Origin of the sequence: Pseudomonas sp. HLG18 (assembly GCF_051903985.1) — a bacterium.
Taxonomy (GTDB): domain Bacteria; phylum Pseudomonadota; class Gammaproteobacteria; order Pseudomonadales; family Pseudomonadaceae; genus Aquipseudomonas; species Aquipseudomonas fluorescens_BT.
In genome coordinates this window covers 3,689,208-3,711,445 of sequence record NZ_CP195831.1, presented here as the reverse complement: position 1 = coordinate 3,711,445, position 22,238 = coordinate 3,689,208, and the positions used below count along the sequence as shown (strand labels likewise).

Genomic DNA, 22,238 nt, shown 5'->3' with positions numbered 1-22,238 from the left:
GTTGGTCGCCAGCCCACGGCTGGCCAACGCTCAAGGATCTGAAACGTGATTGGACGCTTGCGCGGCACTCTGGCTGAGAAACAGCCGCCGCACCTGATTCTGGATGTAAACGGCCTCGGGTATGAGTTGGAAGTGCCCATGACCACCTTGTATCGCCTGCCGTCGGTCGGTGAACCACTGACCTTGCACACCCATTTGGTCGTACGCGAAGACGCGCAGTTACTCTATGGTTTTGCCGGCAAGCGCGAGCGAGACTTTTTTCGCGAGTTGATCCGTCTCAATGGTGTGGGGCCGAAACTGGCCCTGGCCCTGATGTCGAGTCTGGAAGTCGATGAGCTGATCCGCTGCGTGCAATCCCAGGACACCTCGGCGCTGACCAAGGTGCCGGGCGTAGGCAAGAAAACCGCCGAGCGTCTGCTGGTGGAGCTCAAGGATCGCTTCAAGGCCTGGGAAACCTCGCCGGCCATGTTTGCACTGGTGCCTAACCAGCCGGACGGCCCGGCGCCGGTCAATACCGCCGAGAATGATGCGGTCAGCGCGCTGATTTCCCTGGGCTACAAGCCACAGGAAGCGAGCAAGGCGATTTCCGCGATCAAGGAGAAAGGCTTGAGCAGTGAAGACATGATCCGACGCGCCCTGAAGGGAATGATTTAAGTGATTGAAGCTGATCGTCTGATCGCCGCCACGCACAGTCCGCGTGAGCGCGAAGAAGTCCAGGATCGGGCTATACGTCCCGTCAGCCTGGCCGAATACATCGGCCAGCCGACCGTCCGCGAGCAGATGGAACTGTTTATCCAGGCCGCCCGTGGCCGTAGCGAATCCCTCGACCACACCCTGATTTTCGGCCCGCCCGGATTGGGCAAGACTACTCTGGCCAACATCATTGCCCAGGAAATGGGTGTGTCGATCAAGAGTACGTCGGGACCGGTGCTCGAGCGCCCCGGGGATCTGGCCGCGCTGTTGACCAACCTTGAGCCGCACGACGTGCTGTTCATCGATGAAATCCATCGTCTGTCGCCAATCGTCGAAGAAGTGCTGTACCCGGCGATGGAGGATTTTCAGCTCGACATCATGATCGGTGAAGGGCCGGCGGCGCGTTCGATCAAGCTTGATCTGCCGCCGTTCACCCTGGTCGGTGCAACGACGCGGGCAGGGATGCTGACCAACCCGCTGCGCGACCGTTTTGGTATCGTCCAGCGCCTGGAGTTCTACAGCACCGCCGATCTGGCGACGATCGTCAGTCGCTCGGCGAATATCCTTGGATTGCCGCTGGATCCGGAAGGCTCTTTCGAGATCGCCCGCCGTGCCCGTGGCACGCCGCGGATCGCCAATCGACTGCTGCGCAGGGTGCGGGATTTTGCCGAAGTCCGGGCCAAGGGGCATATCACCAAGTCCGTCGCTGATCTGGCATTGAACCTGCTGGATGTCGACGAACACGGCTTCGATCATCAGGACCGGCGATTGCTGCTGACCATGATCGAGAAGTTCGATGGCGGTCCGGTCGGCATCGACAGTCTCGCGGCCGCGATCAGCGAAGAGCGTCACACGATCGAAGATGTGCTGGAGCCGTATCTGATCCAGCAGGGCTACATCATGCGCACGCCGCGGGGCAGGGTGGTGACCCGGCATGCGTACCTGCATTTTGGTTTAAACATTCCGTCACGAATGGGCGAAATGCCCGTGGCAGACGAGTTTCTGGATGCTGTGGACGATTGATACACATTTATTGGCGATTTATTCAGCGTTTGTACTGTCTCAGGACGGTACTTTTGCGGTAAAGCCTTTGAACAATGAAAAACAGTTGCCTGGCCGGATTGGCAACCCGAGGAGTAAGCACTAGAGTATGCGCGCGCAAAACGGGCTTGAGCCGTTCACACATCGTTGTCGCGTTTATTACGAGGACACCGATGCGGGCGGCATCGTGTATTACGTTAATTACCTCAAGTTTATGGAACGGGCTCGAACCGAGCGGCTCCGGGAGCTGGGCTTTGCCCAGTCGGCGCTGGCAGGTGAGGACCTGTTGTTCGTCGTGCATTCCAGCGAAGCGCGTTATCACGCGCCGGCGCGACTGGACGACGAGCTGCTGGTAAGCGCTGATGTAATCGAATTGAACCGTGCCAGCCTGCGCTTTCGACAGCAGGTCAGGCGGGCAACGGATAATGTGCTGCTCTGCGAGGGGCAGTTTCTGGTGGCCTGTGTGCGCACTAACAGTTTGAAACCCCGGGCCCTTCCCGAAGACCTGCGTGCGGCCTTTGCCGACGCGGTCGGCACGGGTACACACTCAAAGCAGGAGATAAAGCGTGGAAGCTAACGTCGTCGACCATTCCTCCATGTGGAGCCTGGTCAGCAATGCCAGCATCGTGGTGCAGTTGGTAATGTTGACTCTGGTGGCCGCATCGGTGACCTCATGGATCATGATCTTTCAGCGCAGCAATCTGCTGCGCGCCGGTCGACGTGCCCTGGAGAGCTTCGAGGAGCGCTTCTGGTCGGGTATCGACTTGTCCAAACTGTACCGCCAGGCCGGCAGCAACCCGGATCCGGATTCGGGCGTCGAGCAGATCTTCCGTGCCGGCTTCAAGGAATTCTCCCGTCTGCGCCAGCAGCCGGGCGTCGATCCTGAAGCGGTGATGGAAGGCGTGGCCCGTGCCATGCGCGTGGCCATCTCCCGCGAGGAAGAGAAGCTCGAGCAGAGCCTGCCGTTCCTGGCCACCGTCGGTTCGGTCAGCCCGTACATCGGTCTGTTCGGTACTGTCTGGGGGATCATGAACTCCTTCCGTGGTCTGGCCAGCGCCCAGCAGGCCACCCTGGCCACCGTGGCCCCGGGCATCGCCGAGGCCCTGATCGCCACCGCGATCGGTCTGTTCGCCGCGATCCCGGCCGTTATCGCTTACAACCGTTTCTCTGCCCGCAGTGAAACCTTGCTGAGCCGCTACTACACCTTCGCCGATGAGTTCCAGGCGATCCTGCACCGCAAAGTGCACACCAGCGAAGAATAAGCAGGTATTTCCCGATGGCTTTAATCACTCGAGCCCGACACAAGCGCAAGCCGGTCGCCGAGATGAACGTAGTGCCTTACATCGACGTGATGCTGGTGCTGCTGGTCATCTTCATGGTGACTGCGCCGATGCTCAATCAGGGCGTGAAGGTGGATCTGCCCAAGGTTTCCAGCGAAGCCTTGCCGCAGGACAACAACACCCAGGTGCTGACCATTTCGATCAAGGCTGACAAGACCTACTACTGGAACCTTGGCAGCGAAGTCGACACCGAGAAGCAACAGGACCGGGCCATGACCCTGCCGCAGATGACCAGCGCGGTGACCAAGATCATCGCGGCCGGTAACGATAACGGCAAGCGTACCCAGGTCTTCATCCGTGGCGACAAGTCCGTCGATTATGGCTCCGTCATGGGTGCCATGGGCGGGTTGCAGAAAGCCGGGGTCGGTAATGTTGGTTTGATCACCGAGGCCCCCTGATGCAGCAACAGCGAGAGCCGTCCGCCTCGGAAAGCTACTTCTGGCCCAGTGTCTGGGCGATTGGCTTGCACGTGCTGGTGTTCGGCATGCTGTTCGTCAGTTTCGCCATGACACCGGAGCTGCCGCCGGCCAAACCGATCGTCCAGGCGACCCTTTACCAGCTGAAATCGAAAAGTCAGGCGACCACCCAGACCAATCAGAAGATTGCGGGTGAGGCGAAGAAATCCGCCGCGCGCCAGACCGAAGTCGAGCAGATGGAGCAGAAAAAGGTCGAGCAGGAAGCGGTGAAGGCTGCGGAACAAAAGAAAGAAGAAGCGGCTCAAAAGGCCGAGGAAGCCAAGAAGGCCGATGAGGCGAAAAAAGCGGACGAGGCGAAGAAGGCTGATGAAGCCAAGAAAGCCGACGACGCGAAGAAAGCCGCCGAAGCCAAGAAGGCAGAAGAGAAACAATTGGCTGATATAGCCAAGAAGAAAGCCGAAGAAGAAGCCAAGAAGGCTGCTGAAGAAGAGGCCAAGAAAGCGGCCGCTGAAGAAGCCAAGAAGAAGATCGTCGAAGACGCGAAGAAGAAAGCTGCCGAAGACGCCAAGAAAAAAGCCGAGGCTGAAGAGGCGAAGAAGAAAGTCGCCGACGAAGCCAAGAAGAAAGCTGCTGCCGATGCTGCGAAGAAGAAAGCGCAGGACGCGGCACGCAAATCGGTCGAGGACAAGAAGGCCCAGGCTCTGGCCGACCTGCTGTCCGACAAGACCGAGCGTCAACAGGCTTTGGCGGACGAACGTGGTGACGAAACCGCGGGCAGCTTCGATGACTTGATTCGTGCGCGGGCAGCGGAAGGTTGGGCTCGTCCTCCTTCGGCACGCAAGGGCATGACGGTTGTGCTGCAGATCGGCATGTTGCCGGACGGCACGGTGACCACGGTCAGCGTGGCCAAGTCCAGTGGCGACGGTCCTTTCGATGCGTCGGCAGTGGCGGCGGTCAAGAATATTGGACGTTTGACGGAAATGCAGGGAATGAAGCCGAGCGATTTCGCTCCGTATCGTTCATTCAAGATGACATTCACACCTGAGGATCTAGCCTTGTGAGAAACCTTCTTCGAGGAATGCTGGTCGTGATCTGCTGCATGGCAGGGATCGCGATGGCGGATGAAAAGAACATTCTGGTCACCAGCGGCAGCGATCGGGCTACCCCGATCGCCGTCGTACCGTTCGGTTTCCAGGGCGGTGCCGTCCTGCCGGACGACATGGCTGAAATCATTGGCAACGATCTTCGGAACTCGGGTTATTACTCGCCGATTCCGAAACAGAACATGATCAGCCAGCCAAGCCAGCCGAGCGAAATCATCTTCCGTGACTGGAAGGCGGTCGGTGCCCAGTACATGATGGTTGGCAGCATCGTTCCAGCGGGCGGTCGCCTGCAGGTGCAGTGGGCGTTGTTCAACGTCGCTACCGAGCAGAAGGTCGCGGACGGCAGTGTTTCCGGTACCACCGAACAACTGCGTGACATGGCGCACTACATCTCCGACCAGTCGTTCGAGAAACTGACCGGTATCAAGGGCGCGTTTTCGACTCGCCTGCTGTACGTGACGGCTGAACGCTTCTCCGAGAAGAACACTCGTTACACGCTGCAGCGTTCGGACTACGACGGTGCCCGTGCCGTGACCCTGTTGCAATCGCGCGAGCCTATCCTGTCGCCGCGTTTTGCACCGGATGGCAAGCGCATTGCCTATGTGTCGTTCGAGCAGAAGCGTCCACGGATCTTCATGCAGAATATCGACACCGGTCGCCGCGAGCAGATCACCAATTTCGAAGGCCTGAACGGCGCTCCGGCCTGGTCGCCGGATGGCAATCGCCTGGCGTTCGTGCTGTCGAAAGACGGTAACCCGGACATCTACGTGATGAACCTCGGTTCGCGTCAGATCACCCGAGTGACTGCAGGTCCGGGCATCAACACCGAACCGTACTGGGGCAAGGATGGCTCGACCATCTACTTCACCTCCGACCGTGGCGGCAAGCCGCAGATCTACAAGACCAGCGCCGGTGGCGGTGGTGCCGAGCGCGTGACGTTCGTGGGCAACTACAACGCCAACCCGAAGCTGTCGGCGGATGAAAAGACCCTGGTGATGATCCATCGTCAGGACGGTTTCACCAATTTCAAAGTAGCGGCTCAGGATTTGCAGCGCGGAAGTGTAAAAATCCTCACTGATAGCACTCTGGACGAGTCGCCTACTGTTGCGCCCAACGGCACCATGGTAATCTACGCCACCCGCCAGCAGGGCCGGGGAGTCTTGATGCTCGTGTCCATTAATGGACGCGTGAGGCTCCCGCTTCCTACCGCTCAAGGCGAAGTCAGAGAACCGTCCTGGTCCCCTTACCTGAACTGACGCGGCGCTTTACGTTTTACTTAACACACTGGGGTTCATTAGGAGTTTCACGATGGAAATGCTGAAGTTTGGTAAATTTGCTGCGCTGGCTCTGGCCATGGCTGTAGCTGTAGGTTGCTCGTCCAAAGGCGGCGACAACGCCGGTGAAGGCGCTGTTGATCCAAACGCTGGTTACGGCGCAAACACTGGTGCAGTTGACGGTTCCCTGAGCGAAGAAGCTGCTCTGCGCGCAATCACCACCTTCTACTTCGAATACGACAGCTCGGACCTGAAGCCAGAAGCCATGCGCGCTCTGGACGTTCACGCCAAAGACCTGAAAGCAAACGGCGCTCGCGTTGTTCTGGAAGGCAACACCGACGAACGTGGTACTCGTGAGTACAACATGGCACTGGGCGAGCGTCGTGCGAAAGCCGTTCAGCGTTACCTGGTACTGCAAGGTGTTTCCCCAGCTCAGCTGGAACTGGTTTCCTACGGCGAAGAGCGTCCAGTTGCTACCGGCAACGACGAGCAGTCCTGGGCTCAAAACCGTCGCGTCGAACTGCGTAAGTAATTCGATATGCGAACGTGCCGTCGTGCTGTAACTGTTCTGGCTCTCAGTCTCGCGCCGCTTGCGGCGTGGGCTGCGGTTCCTGTGGTCGATGACAACTCCGGTTATAACAATAGCGGGAGCAGTTATCCGCCTGCAGGTTACGGTACGAACGGCGCCTATGCCGGGGGAGCGGCTTCGGCCCCTGCCTCGGCACAAGGCATGCTGTTCAACCAACTGCAACAAATGCAGGATCAGATATCGCGCCAGCAAGGCGTGATCGAAGAACTGCAGAATCAGGTTGCGCGCATGAAGCAGGAATCCCTGGAGCGATACCAGGATCTTGATCGGCGCATAGGATCCGGTGCTGCACCTGCCGCGACTCCTGAGAATTCTTCTGCCGGTGGCGATGCAAGTGCTGCTGCCGGTGCTGCCGCTGGAGCCGGGGCCGCTGCTGCCGCCCAGGCACCTGCCGCGGGTGGTGAACCGGCTGACCCGGCCAAGGAAAAGCTGTATTACGATGCCGCCTTCGACTTGATCAAGGCCAAGGATTTCGACAAGGCCAGCCAGGCTTTTTCGGCATTCCTGCGTAAATACCCGAACAGTCAGTACGCGGGCAACGCCCAGTACTGGCTGGGCGAGGTGAACCTGGCCAAAGGTGACCTGCAAGGCGCGGGTCAGGCTTTCGCCAAGGTTTCGCAGCTGTATCCCAAGCACGCCAAGGTGCCGGACTCGCTGTACAAGCTGGCTGACGTAGAACGCCGTCTCGGCCACACCGACAAGGTCAAGGGCATTCTGCAGCAAGTGGTTTCCCAATACCCGGGGACCTCTGCTGCTCAGTTGGCCCAGCGCGATCTGCAGCGCATGTAAGTGTGTTTGACCCGTTTGGAAGAAACCCGCGCTTGTCGCGGGTTTTTTCGTTAGAATTCACGCCCTTTTATGAAACACGCTTCTGGTGATCTACGCGTTGGCGGGGTTGCCTGAAGTGCCTGACGGAGGCGGACAGCCTGTTTAGCTGTTACGCCCGTGGCGACTATGCAAGACACATTGAGAATCACCGAAGTTTTCTACTCGTTGCAGGGGGAAACGCGGACTGCCGGGCTGCCCACGGTTTTTGTGCGCCTGACCGGTTGCCCATTGCGTTGCCAATACTGCGACAGTGCCTATGCGTTCAGCGGCGGCACCATTCGTACGCTCGACGATATCCTCGAACAAGTGGCCGGGTATCGTCCGCGCTACGTCTGCGTCACTGGCGGGGAGCCGCTGGCTCAGCCCAATGCCATTCCCTTGCTCAAGCGGTTGTGTGATGCCGGTTACGAGGTCTCGCTGGAAACCAGTGGTGCCCTCGATATTTCGGCGGTCGATCCTCGGGTCAGCCGGGTTGTCGATTTGAAGACCCCTGACTCGAAGGAAGCCCATCGCAACCGTTACGAGAATATCGAACTGCTGACGCCCAACGATCAGGTGAAGTTTGTCATCTGTTCGCGGGAAGACTACGACTGGGCGGTCTCCAAACTGATCCAGTACGGTCTTGAGCGGCGGGCCGGCGAAGTGCTGTTTTCCCCGAGCCACCATGACCTGAATGCACGGGAACTGGCCGATTGGGTGGTAGCGGACAATTTGCCCGTACGCCTGCAATTGCAGCTGCACAAGTATCTGTGGAATGACGAGCCGGGGCGCTGAGATGACTGAGCAACTGAACACTACTGAAAAACGCGCGGTCATTTTGCTGTCCGGCGGCCTGGACTCGGCCACGGTCGTGGCCATGGCTCGGGCCGAAGGCTATCGCTGTTACACCATGAGCTTCGATTACGGCCAGCGCTCCCATGCCGAGTTGCATGCCGCGGCGCGCGTCGCACGCGATCTGGGAGTGGTCGAACACAAGGTGATCGGGCTGAACCTGAACGGTATGGGCGGTTCGGCCCTGACCGACAGCAGCATCGATATCCCGGAGTCGCTCGGTGACGGCATTCCGGTGACTTATGTTCCGGCGCGCAATACGGTATTCCTGTCGCTTGCCCTGGGCTGGGCTGAAGTACTCGGTGCCCGTGACATCTTCATTGGTGTCAACGCGGTGGATTACTCCGGTTACCCGGATTGTCGCCCGGAGTTCATCGAGTCGTTCGAGCGTATGGCCAATCTGGCGACCAAGGCCGGTGTCGAAGGCAATGGTTTCCGTATCCAGGCACCGTTGCAGAACCTGAGCAAGGCGCAGATTGTCCAGGCGGGTGTGAAGCTTGGGCTCGATTACGGGCTGACTGTTTCCTGCTATCAGGCGGACGATGAAGGCCGCGCCTGTGGCAAATGCGATAGCTGCCGACTGCGCGCAGAAGGCTTCGCAGCGGCCGGAATCAGCGACCCGACACGTTATTTTTGATTTTTTTCAAATTAGGTGTTGAATAGTCCTTAAAAATCAGTATTATACGCGCCACCACACAGCGGGTCGTTAGCTCAGTTGGTAGAGCAGTTGGCTTTTAACCAATTGGTCGTAGGTTCGAATCCCACACGACCCACCATTTTTGCTGTTTTAAAAGTCTGGAAGGCCCACGAAAGTGAGGATTTCCGGATTTTTTTTTGCCTGCGATTCGAGCATCCCTCCCTTCGTTTTTTCCCGCCGTGACGCAGGTCAGAATCATCTTTTGTATCAACGGGATATTCTGTAGCCTTGCGCAGCTTCAACGCTGTCCGTGCCTGATAACACTCACTCTCCCGGCGGTACCCTCAAGCGGTCCGGAGCCGGGTGTATACTCGACTTTCGCGCGAATGCGCCTGCAGGTCTTGCGAACATGACGCAGATTTCCGAACGCCTTCTGGTACAAGCCCACCTCGACGCCAAACAGCCCAAACCGCTGACGGCCGAGGAAGAGGCTTATTACCGTTCCGCCATCGCCGCCGAGCTCAAGGCTCAGGACGCGGTGCTGGTTGCCCACTTTTATTGCGATCCGATCATCCAGGCCCTCGCCGAAGAAACCGGCGGTTGCGTGTCCGATTCTCTGGAAATGGCCCGCTTCGGCAACGCCCACCCGGCCAAGACCGTGGTGGTCGCCGGCGTGAAGTTCATGGGTGAAACCGCGAAGATTCTCAACCCGGAAAAACGTGTGCTGATGCCGACCCTGGAGGCGACCTGCTCGCTGGACCTGGGTTGCCCGGTGGATGAGTTCTCGGCGTTCTGCGATCAGCATCCGGAGCGCACGGTCGTGGTCTACGCCAACACGTCGGCGGCGGTCAAGGCCCGGGCCGACTGGGTGGTGACATCGAGCTGCGCGCTGGAGATCGTCGAAAGCCTGATGGACAACGGCGAAACCATTATCTGGGGCCCGGACAAGCACCTGGGTACCTACATCCAGCGTCAGACCGGCGCCGACATGCTGCTCTGGGATGGTGCCTGCATCGTCCACGAAGAGTTCAAGTCCAAACAGCTGGAAGACATGAAAGCGCTGTACCCGGACGCCGCCATTCTGGTGCATCCGGAATCGCCGACCTCGGTGATCGAACTGGCGGACGCCGTGGGTTCTACCAGTCAGCTGATTGCCGCCGCTCAATCGCTGCCGAACAAGACCCTGATCGTGGCCACCGACCGTGGCATCTTCTACAAGATGCAGCAGCTGTGCCCGGACAAGGTCTTCATCGAGGCGCCAACCGCCGGTAACGGCGCGGCGTGCCGCAGTTGCGCACATTGCCCGTGGATGGCCATGAACACCCTTGAGCGCACGCTCAAGTGCCTGAAGGAGGGCTCGAACGAGATCTTCGTCGACCCGGCCCTCATTCCTCAGGCAATCCGCCCGCTCAAGCGCATGCTCGATTTCACCCAGGCCGCGCGCATGAAGCTGGCAGGCAACGCCTGACCTTGAGCCGTAAACGAAAACGCCCCGATTTGATCGGGGCGTTTTTGCATCTGCAGGGTTACTTTGCTTTCTTCGGGATCCGCACCAGTTGCGTGTCCGAGTAGATGTCATGCCAGGCGCGCTTGCGCTTGTCGAACAGCGACCAGAAGAACCCCACCCCCAGACAGAGCCACGACGCAATCGACACCATGAACCGCAGCAGCGCCTGCCACAGGCTGATGGCGGTACCATCGGCGTTCTGCACGCGGATGCCCCATACCTGCATGCCCAGCGTCTGGCCGGCGTGGGTCCAGAACTTGGCAAAGAAGCCGAACAGCACCAGCAGCAGAACGGTTGAGTACAGCGGGTCGCCGTCCAGCTTGCCGGCGTCGGTCAGCACTCGCAGGCGCTCTTCGCCGATGATCGCGGCCTGAATCATCTTGTAGATGCCGCCGGTCACGATCAGCAGGGCGGTGCACAGGAGAAAGTCGTAGAACATCGCTGCCAGGCGGCGGCCAAGGCCGACGGCGGGGAAATCGCCCTGGGGAATGAGCAGGTGTTTCGACATGGCAGCCTCTGGACGGAAAGTGAAGCGCCATTTTACGGATTCACGCGCACAAAAAAGCCCCTGATATCAATATCAGGGGCTTTTTCGTTACAGAAGATCAGGCTTCGGCGATGACTTCATCAGCCTGCATGCCTTTCTGGCCTTGTACGGCAACGAAGGTCACTTTCTGGCCTTCTTTCAGGCTCTTGAAGCCGCTGCCCTGAATGGCGCGGAAATGCACGAACAGATCCGGACCGCTTTCTGGAGTGATAAAACCAAAACCTTTCTCGTCGTTAAACCACTTGACGGTACCGCTCTGACGTGTGGACATTTCTTATTTCCTTTGACGCAAAAATTGATGACAGTCTCTTCCTCATGAAAGAGTACTGGGGCTGGTTGCAGGAGAGTAAGAAGACGTCGAACGGGATGTAGCTAACTTGTAGGCTACTGCCCAGGTCACGATTCCAAGCTGACCCATGCAAACACAGTGGACAAACTCTACGCCAACTACGGGAGGAAAAACAAGCCCTGTGAAGGCCCCGGTTTTCCTGCGCTTGCTGGCACTTAGTCGGTCCACTAGTCCGGCTTATTCGATTGGCTTGTTCAATTGTTTTCGAACGTTATAAGCCAAGTTCATATTCGAATCGAATGTAAACGGAGTGCACTGTTTTATGGCGATTGCGTTACACATTAGTGCACGCATAACGCAATCGCGTTACTTATAGAAACAGTCAATCAACCGCGATAGTAGCGTTGTGGAACAAATGGCATTTTGCTTACAAGCATTTGCACCTTTTTCCCACGAACGATGGCCCAGACTGGCGTGTCCAGTGCGACATAGGCGCTGTCGAGGTAACCCATCGCCAATGGCCCGCCCAGGGTCGGACCGAAACCGCCGCTGCACACGCTGCCGATGATTTCGCCGGCTTCGTTGACGATCTCTGCTCCTTCACGGACCGGCGTGCGCTCCTGAGGCAGCAGGCCGACGCGTTTGCGCGCGACGCCGTTCTGCTGCTGGCTGAAAATCTGTTCTGCCCCCGGGAAGCCGCCAGCCCGCGCACCATCGGCACGCCGTGGCTTGGAGATTGCCCACAGCAGGCTGGCTTCGATCGGCGTGGTCTCGGAGTTCATGTCGTGGCCGTACAGGCACAGGCCGGCCTCCAGGCGCAGTGAATCCCGGGCACCGAGGCCGATGGCCGCCACTTCGGGTTCGGCCAGCAGGGCGCGAGCGAGTTTTTCTGCATCGCCTGCCGGTACCGAGATTTCGAAACCGTCTTCACCGGTGTAGCCCGAGCGGCTGACGAAGCAATCCACACCCAGCAGAGTCACTCGAGCGAACTGCATGAAAGTCATCTTCGCCACTTCCGGCGCCAGGCGTGCCAGTACGGTTACGGCCGCCGGACCTTGCAGGGCGAGCAGGGCGCGGGCTTCGAACAGCTCCGTAATGGTGCACTGATCGCCGATGTGTTGTTGCAAATGCGCGAGATCCTGATCCTTGCACGCGGCGTTGACCACCAGGAACAGTTCGTCGTTGCCGAGGTTGGCGACCATCAGGTCATCGAGAATGCCGCCGGTTTTGTTGGTGAACATCGCGTAGCGCTGCATGCCCACCGGCAGGTCAAAGATGTCCACCGGCACCAGGGTTTCCAGGGCTTTGGCGGCATTGGCGCCGGTCAGGCGGATCTGGCCCATGTGCGAGACATCGAACAGCCCGGCCTGCTCACGGGTGTGCTGGTGTTCTTTCATCACGCCCAGCGGGTATTGCACCGGCATGTCGTAGCCGGCGAACGGCACCATGCGGGCGCCGAGTTCGATGTGCAGAGCGTGCAGCGGGGTTTTCGACAATTGTTCGGTGGACATGCGGAACTCCTTGATTCACACCAACCCTCTCCCGGAGGGAGAGGGGGCCAGTTTTGTGTTCTCTCCCAAAGGGAGAGCGAGTTTATGGCGCGATCAGCACTCGATAATGTTGACCGCCAGACCGCCACGGGCGGTCTCCTTGTATTTGCTTTTCATGTCGGCGCCGGTCTGGCGCATGGTGCGGATGACCTTGTCGAGGGAGACGAAGTGCTGCCCGTCTCCGCGCATGGCCATGCGCACGGCGTTGATCGCCTTGACCGAGCCCATGGCGTTGCGCTCGATGCACGGCACCTGAACCAGCCCGCCGATCGGATCGCAGGTCAGGCCGAGGTTGTGTTCCATGCCGATTTCGGCGGCGTTTTCCACTTGCTGCACGCTGCCGCCGAGGACTTCGCACAACGCGCCGGCCGCCATCGAGCAGGCCACGCCAACCTCGCCCTGACAGCCGACTTCGGCGCCGGAGATCGAGGCGTTTTCCTTGTACAGAATGCCGATGGCCGCCGCGGTCAGCAGGAAGCGCACCACGCCGTCATCGTTCGCGCCGGGAATGAAGCGCATGTAGTAATGCAGCACCGCAGGGATGATCCCCGCCGCGCCATTGGTCGGTGCCGTGACCACGCGCCCGCCGTTGGCGTTTTCTTCGTTGACGGCGAGGGCGTAGAGGTTGACCCAGTCCAGCACCGACAGCGGATCGCGCAGTGACGATTCCGGGTTCTTGCACAGTTGCCGGTGCAGTGCTGCCGCCCGCCGCTTGACCTTCAGGCCACCCGGCAGAATGCCTTCGTTACGACAGCCCGCAGCCACGCAGTCCTGCATCACTTGCCAGATTTTCAGCAGGCCGGCGCGGGTTTCCGCTTCCGGGCGCCAGGCGCTTTCGTTGGTCAGCATCACCTGGCTGATCGACAGACCATAGGTGGCGCAGTGACCGAGCAAGTCCTTGGCACTTTTGAACGGGAAGGTCAGCGGGGTGGCATCTTCGACGATGCGGTCGGCACCGGCCGCGTCTTCGTCGACCACAAAGCCACCCCCGACCGAGTAGTACTCGCGGCTGCGGATCTGCAATCGCGCCGCATCGAAGGCACGGAAGATCATACCGTTGGGGTGATAGGCCAACGGCTTGCGGATCATTGCCAGGTGTTCTTTCTCATTGAACGCGATGCTGTGTTCGCCGAGCAGGTTCAAACGCCCGCTGCCGCGAATCTGCGTGAGACGTGCGGCGACGGTTTCGGTATCCACGGTGTCCGGGTGTTCACCTTCCAGGCCCAGCAGCACGGCCTTGTCGCTGCCGTGGCCCTTGCCGGTGGCGCCGAGGGATCCATACAACTCGACCCTGATACCGGTGGTGGCCGACAACAGGTTTTCCCGGCGCAGGCCTTCGACGAAGCGCGCAGCAGCACGCATCGGGCCGACGGTGTGGGAGCTGGAGGGACCGATGCCAATCTTGAACAGGTCGAACACGCTTAACGACATGAGTGGTTCTCCGGTTTCTTGTTATAGGAATTGGCGGGATTTGAGGCTTGATGCATTTCCTTGTGGGAGCGGGCTTGCTCGCGAATGCGGTGTGTCAGGCAACATTGATGGCGACTGATTCACCGCATTCGTCGGATCGCCGCCCGGAGCAAGCCCGCTCCCACATGGGGAACTGTGGTGTAGCTGAAGTCGGGGCAGGTTTACCTGCCCCTCATTCGTTTAAGCGTAGCTTTCGATCGACGGGCAGGCGCAGACCAGGTTGCGGTCGCCGAACACGTTGTCGACGCGACCGACCGGCGGCCAGTACTTGCCTTCGATCAACGACGCCACCGGGTACACCGCTTGCTCGCGGCTGTACGGGTGAGTCCACTCGCCGACCAGCTCAGCAGCGGTGTGCGGAGCGTTCTTCAGCGGGTTGTCATCCTTGTCCAGGGTGCCGTTCTCTACAGCGCGGATTTCTTCGCGGATGCGGATCATGGCGTCGCAGAAGCGGTCCAGCTCTTCCTTGGATTCACTTTCGGTCGGCTCGATCATCAGCGTGCCGGCCACCGGGAACGACATGGTCGGGGCGTGGAAGCCGAAGTCGATCAGACGCTTGGCGACGTCATCGACGCTGATACCGCTGCTGTCTTTCAACGGACGCAGATCGAGGATGCACTCGTGCGCCACGAGACCGTTGCTGCCGGTGTACAGCACCGGGTAGTGCTCTTCCAGGCGACGGGAAATGTAGTTGGCATTGAGGATCGCCAGTTGCGAAGCGCGCTTGAGACCTGCGCCACCCATCATGCGAATGTACATCCAGGTGATCGGCAGAATGCTCGCGCTGCCGAACGGTGCTGCGCAGACCGCGCCTTCCTTGCGTTCCATGTGGCCGTGGCCCGGCAGGAACGGCGTCAGGTGCGATTTCACGCCGATCGGGCCGACGCCTGGGCCGCCACCGCCGTGGGGAATGCAGAAAGTCTTGTGCAGGTTCAGGTGCGAGACGTCGCCCCCGAACTTGCCTGGTGCGCAGAGGCCGACCATCGCGTTCATGTTGGCGCCATCGATGTACACCTGGCCGCCGTTGTCATGAATGATGCCGCAGATTTCGCGGATGCCTTCTTCGAACACGCCGTGGGTCGACGGGTAGGTGATCATCAGTGCGGCGAGGTGTTCGCGGTGCTCGATGGCCTTGGCGCGCAGGTCTTCGATGTCCACGTTGCCACGGGCGTCGCACGCGGTCACGACCACACGCATGCCGGCCATGTTGGCGGTCGCCGGGTTGGTGCCGTGGGCGGACGACGGGATCAGGCAGATGTCGCGACGGTCTTCGCCACGGCTCTGGTGATAGGCGCGAATTGCCAGCAGACCGGCGTACTCACCTTGGGAACCGGCGTTCGGCTGCAGCGAGATCGAGTCGTAACCGGTGGCGGCGCAGAGCATCGCTTCCAGTTCGTCGGTCAGTTGCTGGTAACCGGCGCTTTGCTCGGCCGGAGCGAACGGGTGCAGGGCGCCGAATTCAGCCCAGGTCACCGGGATCATTTCGCTGGCGGCGTTGAGTTTCATGGTGCACGAGCCCAGCGGAATCATGGTGCGATCCAGTGCCAGGTCCTTGTCCGCCAGTTTGCGCAGGTAGCGCATCAGCTCGGTTTCCGAGTGATAACGGTTGAACACCGGGTGGCTGAGGATCGGCGACTGACGCACCAGCGTGGCTGGAATGGTGCTTTGTGCGGCAGCGGCCAGAGCAGCGAAATCCGGCAGGCTCTTGCCGTCGGCGAACAGGCTCCACAGGGTTTCGATGTCGGCCTGGGTGGTGGTTTCGTCCACCGACAGGCCCAGACGCTGGGCATCGATCACACGCAGGTTGATCTGTTGGGCGCGGGCCTTGTCATGCAGCGCAGCAGTTTGCGCGCCGGTGGCCAGGGTCAGGGTGTCGAAGAAGCTGGCTTGCTCGACGGTCACGCCCAGTGCGCTCAGGCCCTTGGCCAGGATCGCGGTCAGGTGATGCACGCGGTTGGCGATCTGGGTCAGGCCTTTCGGGCCGTGATACACGGCGTACATGCTGGCGATGTTGGCCAGCAGCACTTGTGCGGTGCAGATGTTCGACGTGGCTTTCTCGCGGCGGATGTGTTGCTCGCGGGTCTGCATCGCCAGACGCAGGGCCGGTTTGCCGAAACGGTCAACCGAAACACCGACCAGACGGCCGGGCATGTCGCGCTTGAACGCGTCTTTGGTGGAGAAGTAAGCCGCGTGCGGGCCACCGAAGCCCAGCGGCACGCCGAAGCGCTGGGCGCTGCCGATGGCCACGTCGGCGCCGAATTCACCCGGCGGAGTCAGCAGGGTCAGGGCCAGCAGGTCGGCAGCCACGGCGACCAGTGCGTTGGCGGCGTGGAAGCGCTCGGTCAGTTCGCGGTAGTCGAACACATCTCCGTTGCTCGCCGGGTATTGCAGCAGTGCGCCGAAGAATGGCGTCACGTCGGTCAGTTCACGCTCGTCGCCGACCACCACTTCAATGCCCAGCGGCTCGGCACGGGTGCGCAGCACGTCGAGGGTTTGCGGGTGGCTGTGGATCGAGGCGAAGAACTGGTGGCTGCCCTTGTTCTTGCTCAGGCGTTTGCAGAAGGTCATGGCTTCGGCAGCGGCGGTGGCTTCGTCGAGCAAGGAGGCGTTGGCGATCGGCAGGCCGGTGAGGTCGCTGATCAGGGTCTGGAAGTTCAGCAGCGCTTCGAGACGGCCCTGGGAAATTTCCGGCTGGTACGGGGTGTAGGCGGTGTACCAGGCCGGGTTTTCCAGCAGGTTGCGCAGGATCGGCGACGGCGTGTGGCAGTTGTAGTAGCCCTGGCCGATGTAGGTCTTGAACAGCTGGTTCTTGCCGGCGATGCCTTTGATCATTGCCAGGGCATCGGCTTCGCTCAGACCGTCGTCGAGGCCGAGCACGCTGGTGCCCTTGATGCTTTCCGGGATGACGCTGGCGCTCAGGGCTTCGAGCGAGTCGAAGCCGAGGCTGTTGAGCATGGCTTGCTCGTCACCGGCGCGCGGGCCGATGTGACGGGCGATGAATTCGTTGGCGGTGCCGAGATTTACTTGGGTCATGTCAGGTTCCTCAGGCTTCGGCTTGGGCTTTGATCAGACGGTCGTAGGCGTCCTGATCCAGCAGCTTGGCGACGGCAGAAGCGTCGGCTGGCTTGAAGCGGAAGAACCAGCCTTCGCCCAGCGGATCTTCGTTGACCAGTTCAGGGGCATCTTCCAGCGCCGGGTTCACTGCCAGCACTTCACCGTCCAGTGGCATGTACACGCCGCTGGCGGCTTTCACCGATTCCACGGTGGCGGCTTCGGCGCCTTTCTCGTACGCCTGCAATTCAGGCAGTTGCACGAACACCACGTCGCCCAGGGCGTTCTGCGCGAAAGCGGTGATGCCAACGGTGACAGAACCATCGGCTTCGGCGCGCAGCCATTCGTGATCTTCAGTAAAACGCAACTCGCTCATGGAATCTCCTAGGGGCCAGACTCGTCTGGTGGACGCGGTGAAATACTCGGGCGGCAATGCCCTGATTTTATGAACGGTTACTTAGCAAGAACGCGGCCAATGTAAAAATATCGTTATTAATCAATGGCTTAATTGATTTGTGGGCGAGCGCGATCACGTTGACTGTAGCGAAATCGCTACAGCGTGAGGCGAAGAAAAAAGCTGAACCGGATCAAAGCCTTGCACAGCGGTGATTCGAGGAGGCTGTATCGATATCGTTCCGCTGTAGCGCTTTCAGTACAGATGGAGGTCGCTTTTGAACGGATTTCGAATCCGCCACATACCCTGTGGGAGCGAGTCCGGTTCAGGGTTTGTTGGGGATGCCGTATTTGCGCAGTCGATGCGCGATTGCCGTGTGCGAGGTCTGCAGGCGGCTGGCCAGTTGGCGGGTCGAGGGGTAGCTGACGTAGAGTTTTTCCAGCAGCGATTTCTCGAACGCTTCCACGGCTTCTTCCAGACTGTCGACGTCGGTGTCGGCCTGGCGTGCCACCGAGGTGCCGGCGATGTCGAGATCTCCGATGTCCACCAGGCTGCTTTCGCAGATGGCGGCGGCGCGGAAGATCACGTTCTGCAATTGCCGCACGTTGCCCGGCCAGCGGTTGCCGAGCAGCGCCGGGTAAGTGCCCGGGGCGAGGCGGCAGACCGGGCGCTGGATCTGCGCGCAGGCCTGCTGCATGAAATAGCGGGCCAGCAGCAGAATGTCCTGACCGCGTTCGCGTAACGGCGGCACTTCGACGTTGAGCACGTTGAGGCGGTAGAACAGGTCTTCGCGAAACAGGCCTTCGCTGACCATTTTTTCCAGATCGCGGTGGGTGGCGCTGAGGATCCGCACGTTGACCTTCACCTCACGATCGCCACCGACCCGACGGAAGCTGCCGTCGTTGAGGAATCGCAGCAACTTGGCCTGCAAGTACGGCGACATCTCGCCGATCTCGTCGAGAAACACCGTGCCCTGGTTGGCCAGCTCCATCAGCCCCGGTTTGCCGCCCCGTTGTGCACCGGTGAAGGCGCCGGGGGCGTAGCCGAACAGCTCGCTCTCGGCGAGGTTCTCCGGCAGGGCCGCGCAGTTCAGCGCCAGGAAGGGCGCGTTGTGCCGGGCGCTGATGGCGTGACAGGCGCGGGCCACCAGTTCCTTGCCGGTACCGGTTTCGCCCTGGATCAGCAGTGGTGCATCGAGGGCCGCGACGCGCTGGGCGCGGGCCTTGAGGGTGCGGATCGGCGGCGACTCACCGAGCAACGCATCGAAACCTTCGGCATGGTCGTGATGCAGCGCTGAGAGTTGTTCGCCGATGCGGTTCGGTTGATACAGGGTCAGCAGGGCGCCGGCGTCGGTGATCGGCGTGGCGTCCAGCAACAGGGTCTGGCCGTTGACGGTGATTTCCCGCAGCGGCAGGCGGAAGCCCTGTTCGAGCAGGGTTTCGAGCAGGCCCGGATCGTTGAACAGTTCCGACACGCTTTCGCCCGCCGGCTCGCGACCGTACAAGGCGATCAGCGCCGGGTTGGCCAGCAGCACCTTGCCGGCGCTGTCGAGTGCCAGCACCGGGTCGGTCATCGCCGCGAGCAACGCATCGAGCTGCAAGTGCCGACGCTGGCCGGGGAGAATGTCGACCACGGTCACTGCTTCTACACCACGCACGCGAAACAGCGCATCCTTCAGTTCTTCGAGCACTTGCGGGCTCAAGGTCGGGGCGTCGATGTAGACGTTGGGCGGGATCATCTCCACCGCATCCAGATTGAGATTACGCCCGCCGAGGATAGCCAGGACTTCCTGGGTGATGCCGACGCGGTCGATGAAGCTGACGTGGATACGCATGGGGCGGTTCTGGGTTCTGGAGTGCGGAGGGGGGCAAGTATGCCTTGATGGGGGACTGGGGTGAAATCTTGAGAATGGCGTCGTGCTCGAAATCCACCCCTCACCCCAGCCCTCTCCCCAGAGGGGCGAGGGGGAAAGGGAGCGGATTGGGGGCTTTTCAAAGCTTGAGTTCGGCTCGCTATTTCAGGTCGGTGTACCTTGAGCAAGCAACTCGGTCAGCTCCCTCTCCCTCCGGGTGAGGGGGCTTTTGGGGTTACTCGAAATGCTCGGGATTGACCGGATCCCCGGATTGCATATTCAACTGCTTGCGGATGTCTTCAAACATCAGGTCGTAATGTTTGTGCACCGAGCCGATCTGGCTGTGACTCTTGGGGATGCCGTACTTCTCGGCGATCTGCGTCACGTTGCGAGCGAAGTTGTAGGCTTCCTCTTTGGGCAGAAAGAACGGTTCTTTGACCTCTTTTCCCTGCATGCTGCCATGCAGGGTGAACTGTATCCCTTTGCCTTTCTGGGGATCGGTGAACACTTCATAGTCGAGGTGCACGTTGTAATTGACGTCGTCGTCAGTTAACGCGTGGCGCTCGATGTGCAAGCGGCCGGGTTCGAACTGGGCCATGGTTTTCTCCTTTCAAGGCATGGGAGAAGGGCAGACCTGAGATCTGCCCCCGGAGTTTCTTGTTATCGGTAGGTGATGCCTGGCGCTGCCGTGCTGACCCGTGTACCGGCGGTGCCCTGGACGATGGCTTCGATGTCCGAGAGCGAACCGATCACCGCGACCTTGCCAGTATGGCGCGCGAATTCGCAGGCTGCCTGAACCTTTGGTCCCATGGACCCCGCGGCAAAACCCAGTCGTTCGAGTTCATCCGGATGCGCCTCGGCGATGGCTTTCTGGGTTGGTTTTTTGAAGTCGATGTACGCCGCGTTGACATCGGTGGCGATCACCAGCAAGTCCGCTTCCAGCTGTTCGGCCAGCAGCGCCGAGCACAGGTCCTTGTCGATCACCGCTTCGATGCCTTTGAGATTGCGGTTCTCGTCGTACATGGTCGGAATGCCGCCACCGCCGGCGCAGATCACGATGCTGCCCTTGTCCAGCAGCCACTTGATCGGGCGGATCTCGAAGATGCGTTTCGGCCGTGGGCTGGCCACCACGCGGCGGAACTTGTCGCCGTCCGGGGCGATGGCCCAGCCTTTTTCGGCGGCGAGTTTTTCCGCTTCGGCTTTCTCGTAGACCGGGCCGATGGGTTTACTCGGGTTCTGGAACGCCGGGTCCTTGGCATCGACTTCAACCTGGGTCAGCAGGGTGGCGAACGGCACCTCGAAGTCCAGCAGATTGCCCAGTTCCTGTTCGATGATGTAGCCGATCATGCCTTCGGTTTCGGCACCGAGCACGTCCAGCGGGTAAGGGGTGACGGAGGTGTAGGCCGCTGCCTGCAACGACAGCAGACCGACTTGCGGGCCATTGCCGTGGGCGATGACCAGTTGGTTGCCGGGATGGATCTTGGCGATTTGCTCGGTGGCGATGCGGATGTTGGCGCGCTGGTTGTCAGCGGTCATCGGCTCGCCACGGCGGAGCAGGGCGTTACCGCCCAGAGCTACGACGATACGCATGGTGCTTGTCCTTCTTGTACAGAGGAATGGCAAACGACTCGTGTCCATGTTGAAACCAGGATCCCTTGTGGGAGCGGGCTTGCTCGCGAAGGCGTCAGATCAGTCGACATCACTGTTGAATGACACTCCGCTTTCGTGAGCAAGCCCGCTCCCACATGGGGAGGCGGTTCCCTCAGTGGGTTACAGATCAGCCAAAGTCGATACCAGAATCGCCTTGATGGTGTGCATGCGGTTTTCCGCTTGCTCGAAGGCGATGCAGGCAGGCGACTCGAACACGTCGTCGGTCACTTCGATGCCGTTGGCCAGGTGCGGATACTGTTCGGCAATCTGTTTGCCGACCTTGGTATCGCTGTTGTGGAACGCCGGCAGGCAGTGCATGAACTTGGTGCGCGGGTTGCCGGTGGCTTTCATCAGCTCGGCGTTGACCTGATACGGCAGCAGTTGCTGGATACGCTCGGCCCAGGCTTCCACCGGCTCGCCCATCGATACCCAGACGTCGGTGTGGATGAAATCGACGCCCTTGACGGCGGCTTTCGGGTCTTCGGTCAGGGTGATGCGGGCGCCGCTTTCTTCCGCGTATTTCTTGCAGCGCTGCACCAGGTCATCGTGGGGCCACAGGGCTTTCGGTGCGCAGATGCGCACGTCCATGCCGAGTTTGGCGCCGACCAACAGCAGCGAGTTGCCCATGTTGTTGCGCGCATCGCCCAGGTAGGCGTAGCTGATCTCGTGGATCGGCTTGTCGGCATGCTCACGCATGGTCAGCACGTCGGCGATCATCTGGGTCGGGTGATATTCATCGGTCAGGCCGTTGAACACCGGCACGCCGGCAAACTTGGCCAGTTCTTCGACGATTTCCTGCTTGAAGCCACGGTACTCGATGGCGTCGTACATGCGACCCAGCACGCGGGCTGTGTCCTTCATGCTTTCCTTGTGGCCGATCTGCGAGGAATTCGGATCGATGTAGGTAACGTTGGCGCCCTGGTCATAAGCGGCGACTTCGAACGCGCAGCGGGTACGGGTCGAGGTTTTTTCGAAGATCAGGGCGATGTTGTTGCCCTTCAGGTGCTGTTGCTCGGTGCCGGTGTACTTGGCGCGTTTAAGGTCGCGGGACAGGTCGAGCAGGTAACGCAGCTCACGTGGGGTGTGGTGTTCCAGGCTGAGCAGGTTACGGTTGTGGATGTTGAACGCCATGATGATTCTCCTTGGATTCGGTAATCGGCCCGGCCGCTACAGGGT

The 22,238-nt window shown here is 60.2% G+C and carries 22 protein-coding genes and 1 tRNA gene; 13 read left to right on the top strand and 10 right to left on the bottom strand.

The genetic code is table 11. The features are described from left to right. Nucleotides 1-45 precede the first annotated feature (45 nt). From ruvA to nadA, 13 genes are all read left to right on the top strand, one after another. Entirely contained in the window at nt 46-654 is a 609-nt protein-coding gene (gene ruvA, locus ACSPX5_RS17060; RefSeq protein ID WP_007951205.1) for a Holliday junction branch migration protein RuvA, read from the top strand. After that, nucleotides 655-1,716, top strand: coding sequence for a Holliday junction branch migration DNA helicase RuvB (gene ruvB / locus ACSPX5_RS17055; RefSeq protein ID WP_085709623.1), 1,062 nt, complete (start codon nt 655-657; stop codon nt 1,714-1,716). A gap of 127 nt (nt 1,717-1,843) precedes the next feature. Further along, on the top strand, nt 1,844-2,311 hold the full coding sequence (gene ybgC, locus ACSPX5_RS17050; RefSeq protein ID WP_207866971.1) for a tol-pal system-associated acyl-CoA thioesterase: 468 nt from the start codon (nt 1,844-1,846) through the stop codon (nt 2,309-2,311). Beyond that, complete coding sequence (gene tolQ, locus ACSPX5_RS17045) at nt 2,301-2,996, top strand: protein TolQ (RefSeq protein WP_007912733.1); 696 nt, start codon at nt 2,301-2,303, stop codon at nt 2,994-2,996. Before ybgC ends, tolQ begins: the two co-directional genes overlap by 11 nt. 23 nt (nt 2,997-3,019) lie before the next feature. Next, entirely contained in the window at nt 3,020-3,472 is a 453-nt protein-coding gene (gene tolR, locus ACSPX5_RS17040; RefSeq protein ID WP_169432690.1) for a protein TolR, read from the top strand. Beyond that, nucleotides 3,472-4,551 (top strand): cell envelope integrity protein TolA, encoded by a 1,080-nt coding sequence (tolA, locus tag ACSPX5_RS17035; RefSeq protein WP_169431624.1) that lies wholly within the window; start codon nt 3,472-3,474, stop codon nt 4,549-4,551. The genes tolR and tolA overlap by 1 nt, the downstream gene beginning before the upstream one ends. A 17-nt stretch (nt 4,552-4,568) precedes the next feature. Beyond that, a complete protein-coding gene (gene tolB, locus ACSPX5_RS17030; RefSeq protein ID WP_166742344.1) occupies nt 4,569-5,849 on the top strand; it encodes a Tol-Pal system beta propeller repeat protein TolB in 1,281 nt (426 codons plus the stop codon). Between the two features lie 52 nt (nt 5,850-5,901). Then, on the top strand, nt 5,902-6,399 hold the full coding sequence (pal, locus tag ACSPX5_RS17025; RefSeq protein WP_003178634.1) for a peptidoglycan-associated lipoprotein Pal: 498 nt from the start codon (nt 5,902-5,904) through the stop codon (nt 6,397-6,399). A 6-nt stretch (nt 6,400-6,405) separates the two neighbouring features. Then, entirely contained in the window at nt 6,406-7,245 is an 840-nt protein-coding gene (ybgF, locus tag ACSPX5_RS17020; RefSeq protein WP_169431623.1) for a tol-pal system protein YbgF, read from the top strand. 165 nt (nt 7,246-7,410) lie between these two features. After that, on the top strand, nt 7,411-8,058 hold the full coding sequence (gene queE / locus ACSPX5_RS17015) for a 7-carboxy-7-deazaguanine synthase QueE (protein ID WP_169431622.1): 648 nt from the start codon (nt 7,411-7,413) through the stop codon (nt 8,056-8,058). 1 nt (nt 8,059) lies between these two features. Then, nucleotides 8,060-8,752, top strand: a complete 693-nt coding sequence (gene queC, locus ACSPX5_RS17010) for a 7-cyano-7-deazaguanine synthase QueC (RefSeq protein WP_439819956.1) — start codon at nt 8,060-8,062, stop codon at nt 8,750-8,752. Between the two features lie 63 nt (nt 8,753-8,815). Further along, nucleotides 8,816-8,891, top strand: a tRNA-Lys gene (locus ACSPX5_RS17005). A gap of 270 nt (nt 8,892-9,161) precedes the next feature. Next, nucleotides 9,162-10,220 carry a quinolinate synthase NadA gene (gene nadA / locus ACSPX5_RS17000; RefSeq protein WP_039766022.1) on the top strand — a complete coding sequence of 353 codons (1,059 nt, stop codon included), beginning with the start codon at nt 9,162-9,164 and terminating at the stop codon, nt 10,218-10,220. A gap of 58 nt (nt 10,221-10,278) precedes the next feature. Here nadA and ACSPX5_RS16995 read toward each other — a convergent pair whose 3' ends face one another. The 10 genes from ACSPX5_RS16995 to ACSPX5_RS16950 form a co-directional block, all read right to left on the bottom strand. Further along, complete coding sequence (locus ACSPX5_RS16995) at nt 10,279-10,767, bottom strand: RDD family protein (RefSeq protein ID WP_102621276.1); 489 nt, start codon at nt 10,765-10,767, stop codon at nt 10,279-10,281. 97 nt (nt 10,768-10,864) lie between these two features. Continuing rightward, nucleotides 10,865-11,077, bottom strand: a complete 213-nt coding sequence (locus ACSPX5_RS16990) for a cold-shock protein (protein WP_065258514.1) — start codon at nt 11,075-11,077, stop codon at nt 10,865-10,867. Nucleotides 11,078-11,481: 404 nt separating this feature from the next. Beyond that, complete coding sequence (gene gcvT, locus ACSPX5_RS16985) at nt 11,482-12,606, bottom strand: glycine cleavage system aminomethyltransferase GcvT (RefSeq protein ID WP_439819955.1); 1,125 nt, start codon at nt 12,604-12,606, stop codon at nt 11,482-11,484. Nucleotides 12,607-12,699: 93 nt separating this feature from the next. After that, nucleotides 12,700-14,076, bottom strand: a complete 1,377-nt coding sequence (locus ACSPX5_RS16980; protein WP_207866975.1) for an L-serine ammonia-lyase — start codon at nt 14,074-14,076, stop codon at nt 12,700-12,702. A 219-nt stretch (nt 14,077-14,295) separates the two neighbouring features. After that, entirely contained in the window at nt 14,296-17,148 is a 2,853-nt protein-coding gene (gcvP, locus tag ACSPX5_RS16975) for an aminomethyl-transferring glycine dehydrogenase (RefSeq protein ID WP_439819954.1), read from the bottom strand. Nucleotides 17,149-17,158: 10 nt separating this feature from the next. Continuing rightward, nucleotides 17,159-17,542, bottom strand: a complete 384-nt coding sequence (gene gcvH, locus ACSPX5_RS16970; protein ID WP_119427862.1) for a glycine cleavage system protein GcvH — start codon at nt 17,540-17,542, stop codon at nt 17,159-17,161. Between the two features lie 343 nt (nt 17,543-17,885). Continuing rightward, nucleotides 17,886-19,394 carry a sigma-54-dependent transcriptional regulator gene (locus ACSPX5_RS16965; protein WP_323160693.1) on the bottom strand — a complete coding sequence of 503 codons (1,509 nt, stop codon included), beginning with the start codon at nt 19,392-19,394 and terminating at the stop codon, nt 17,886-17,888. Nucleotides 19,395-19,647: 253 nt separating this feature from the next. Then, nucleotides 19,648-20,010, bottom strand: coding sequence for a DUF5064 family protein (locus ACSPX5_RS16960; protein WP_169431615.1), 363 nt, complete (start codon nt 20,008-20,010; stop codon nt 19,648-19,650). 62 nt (nt 20,011-20,072) lie between these two features. Continuing rightward, complete coding sequence (gene arcC / locus ACSPX5_RS16955; protein ID WP_169431614.1) at nt 20,073-21,002, bottom strand: carbamate kinase; 930 nt, start codon at nt 21,000-21,002, stop codon at nt 20,073-20,075. A gap of 180 nt (nt 21,003-21,182) precedes the next feature. Then, a complete protein-coding gene (locus ACSPX5_RS16950; protein ID WP_169431613.1) occupies nt 21,183-22,193 on the bottom strand; it encodes an ornithine carbamoyltransferase in 1,011 nt (336 codons plus the stop codon). Between the last annotated feature and the right edge of the window lie 45 nt (nt 22,194-22,238).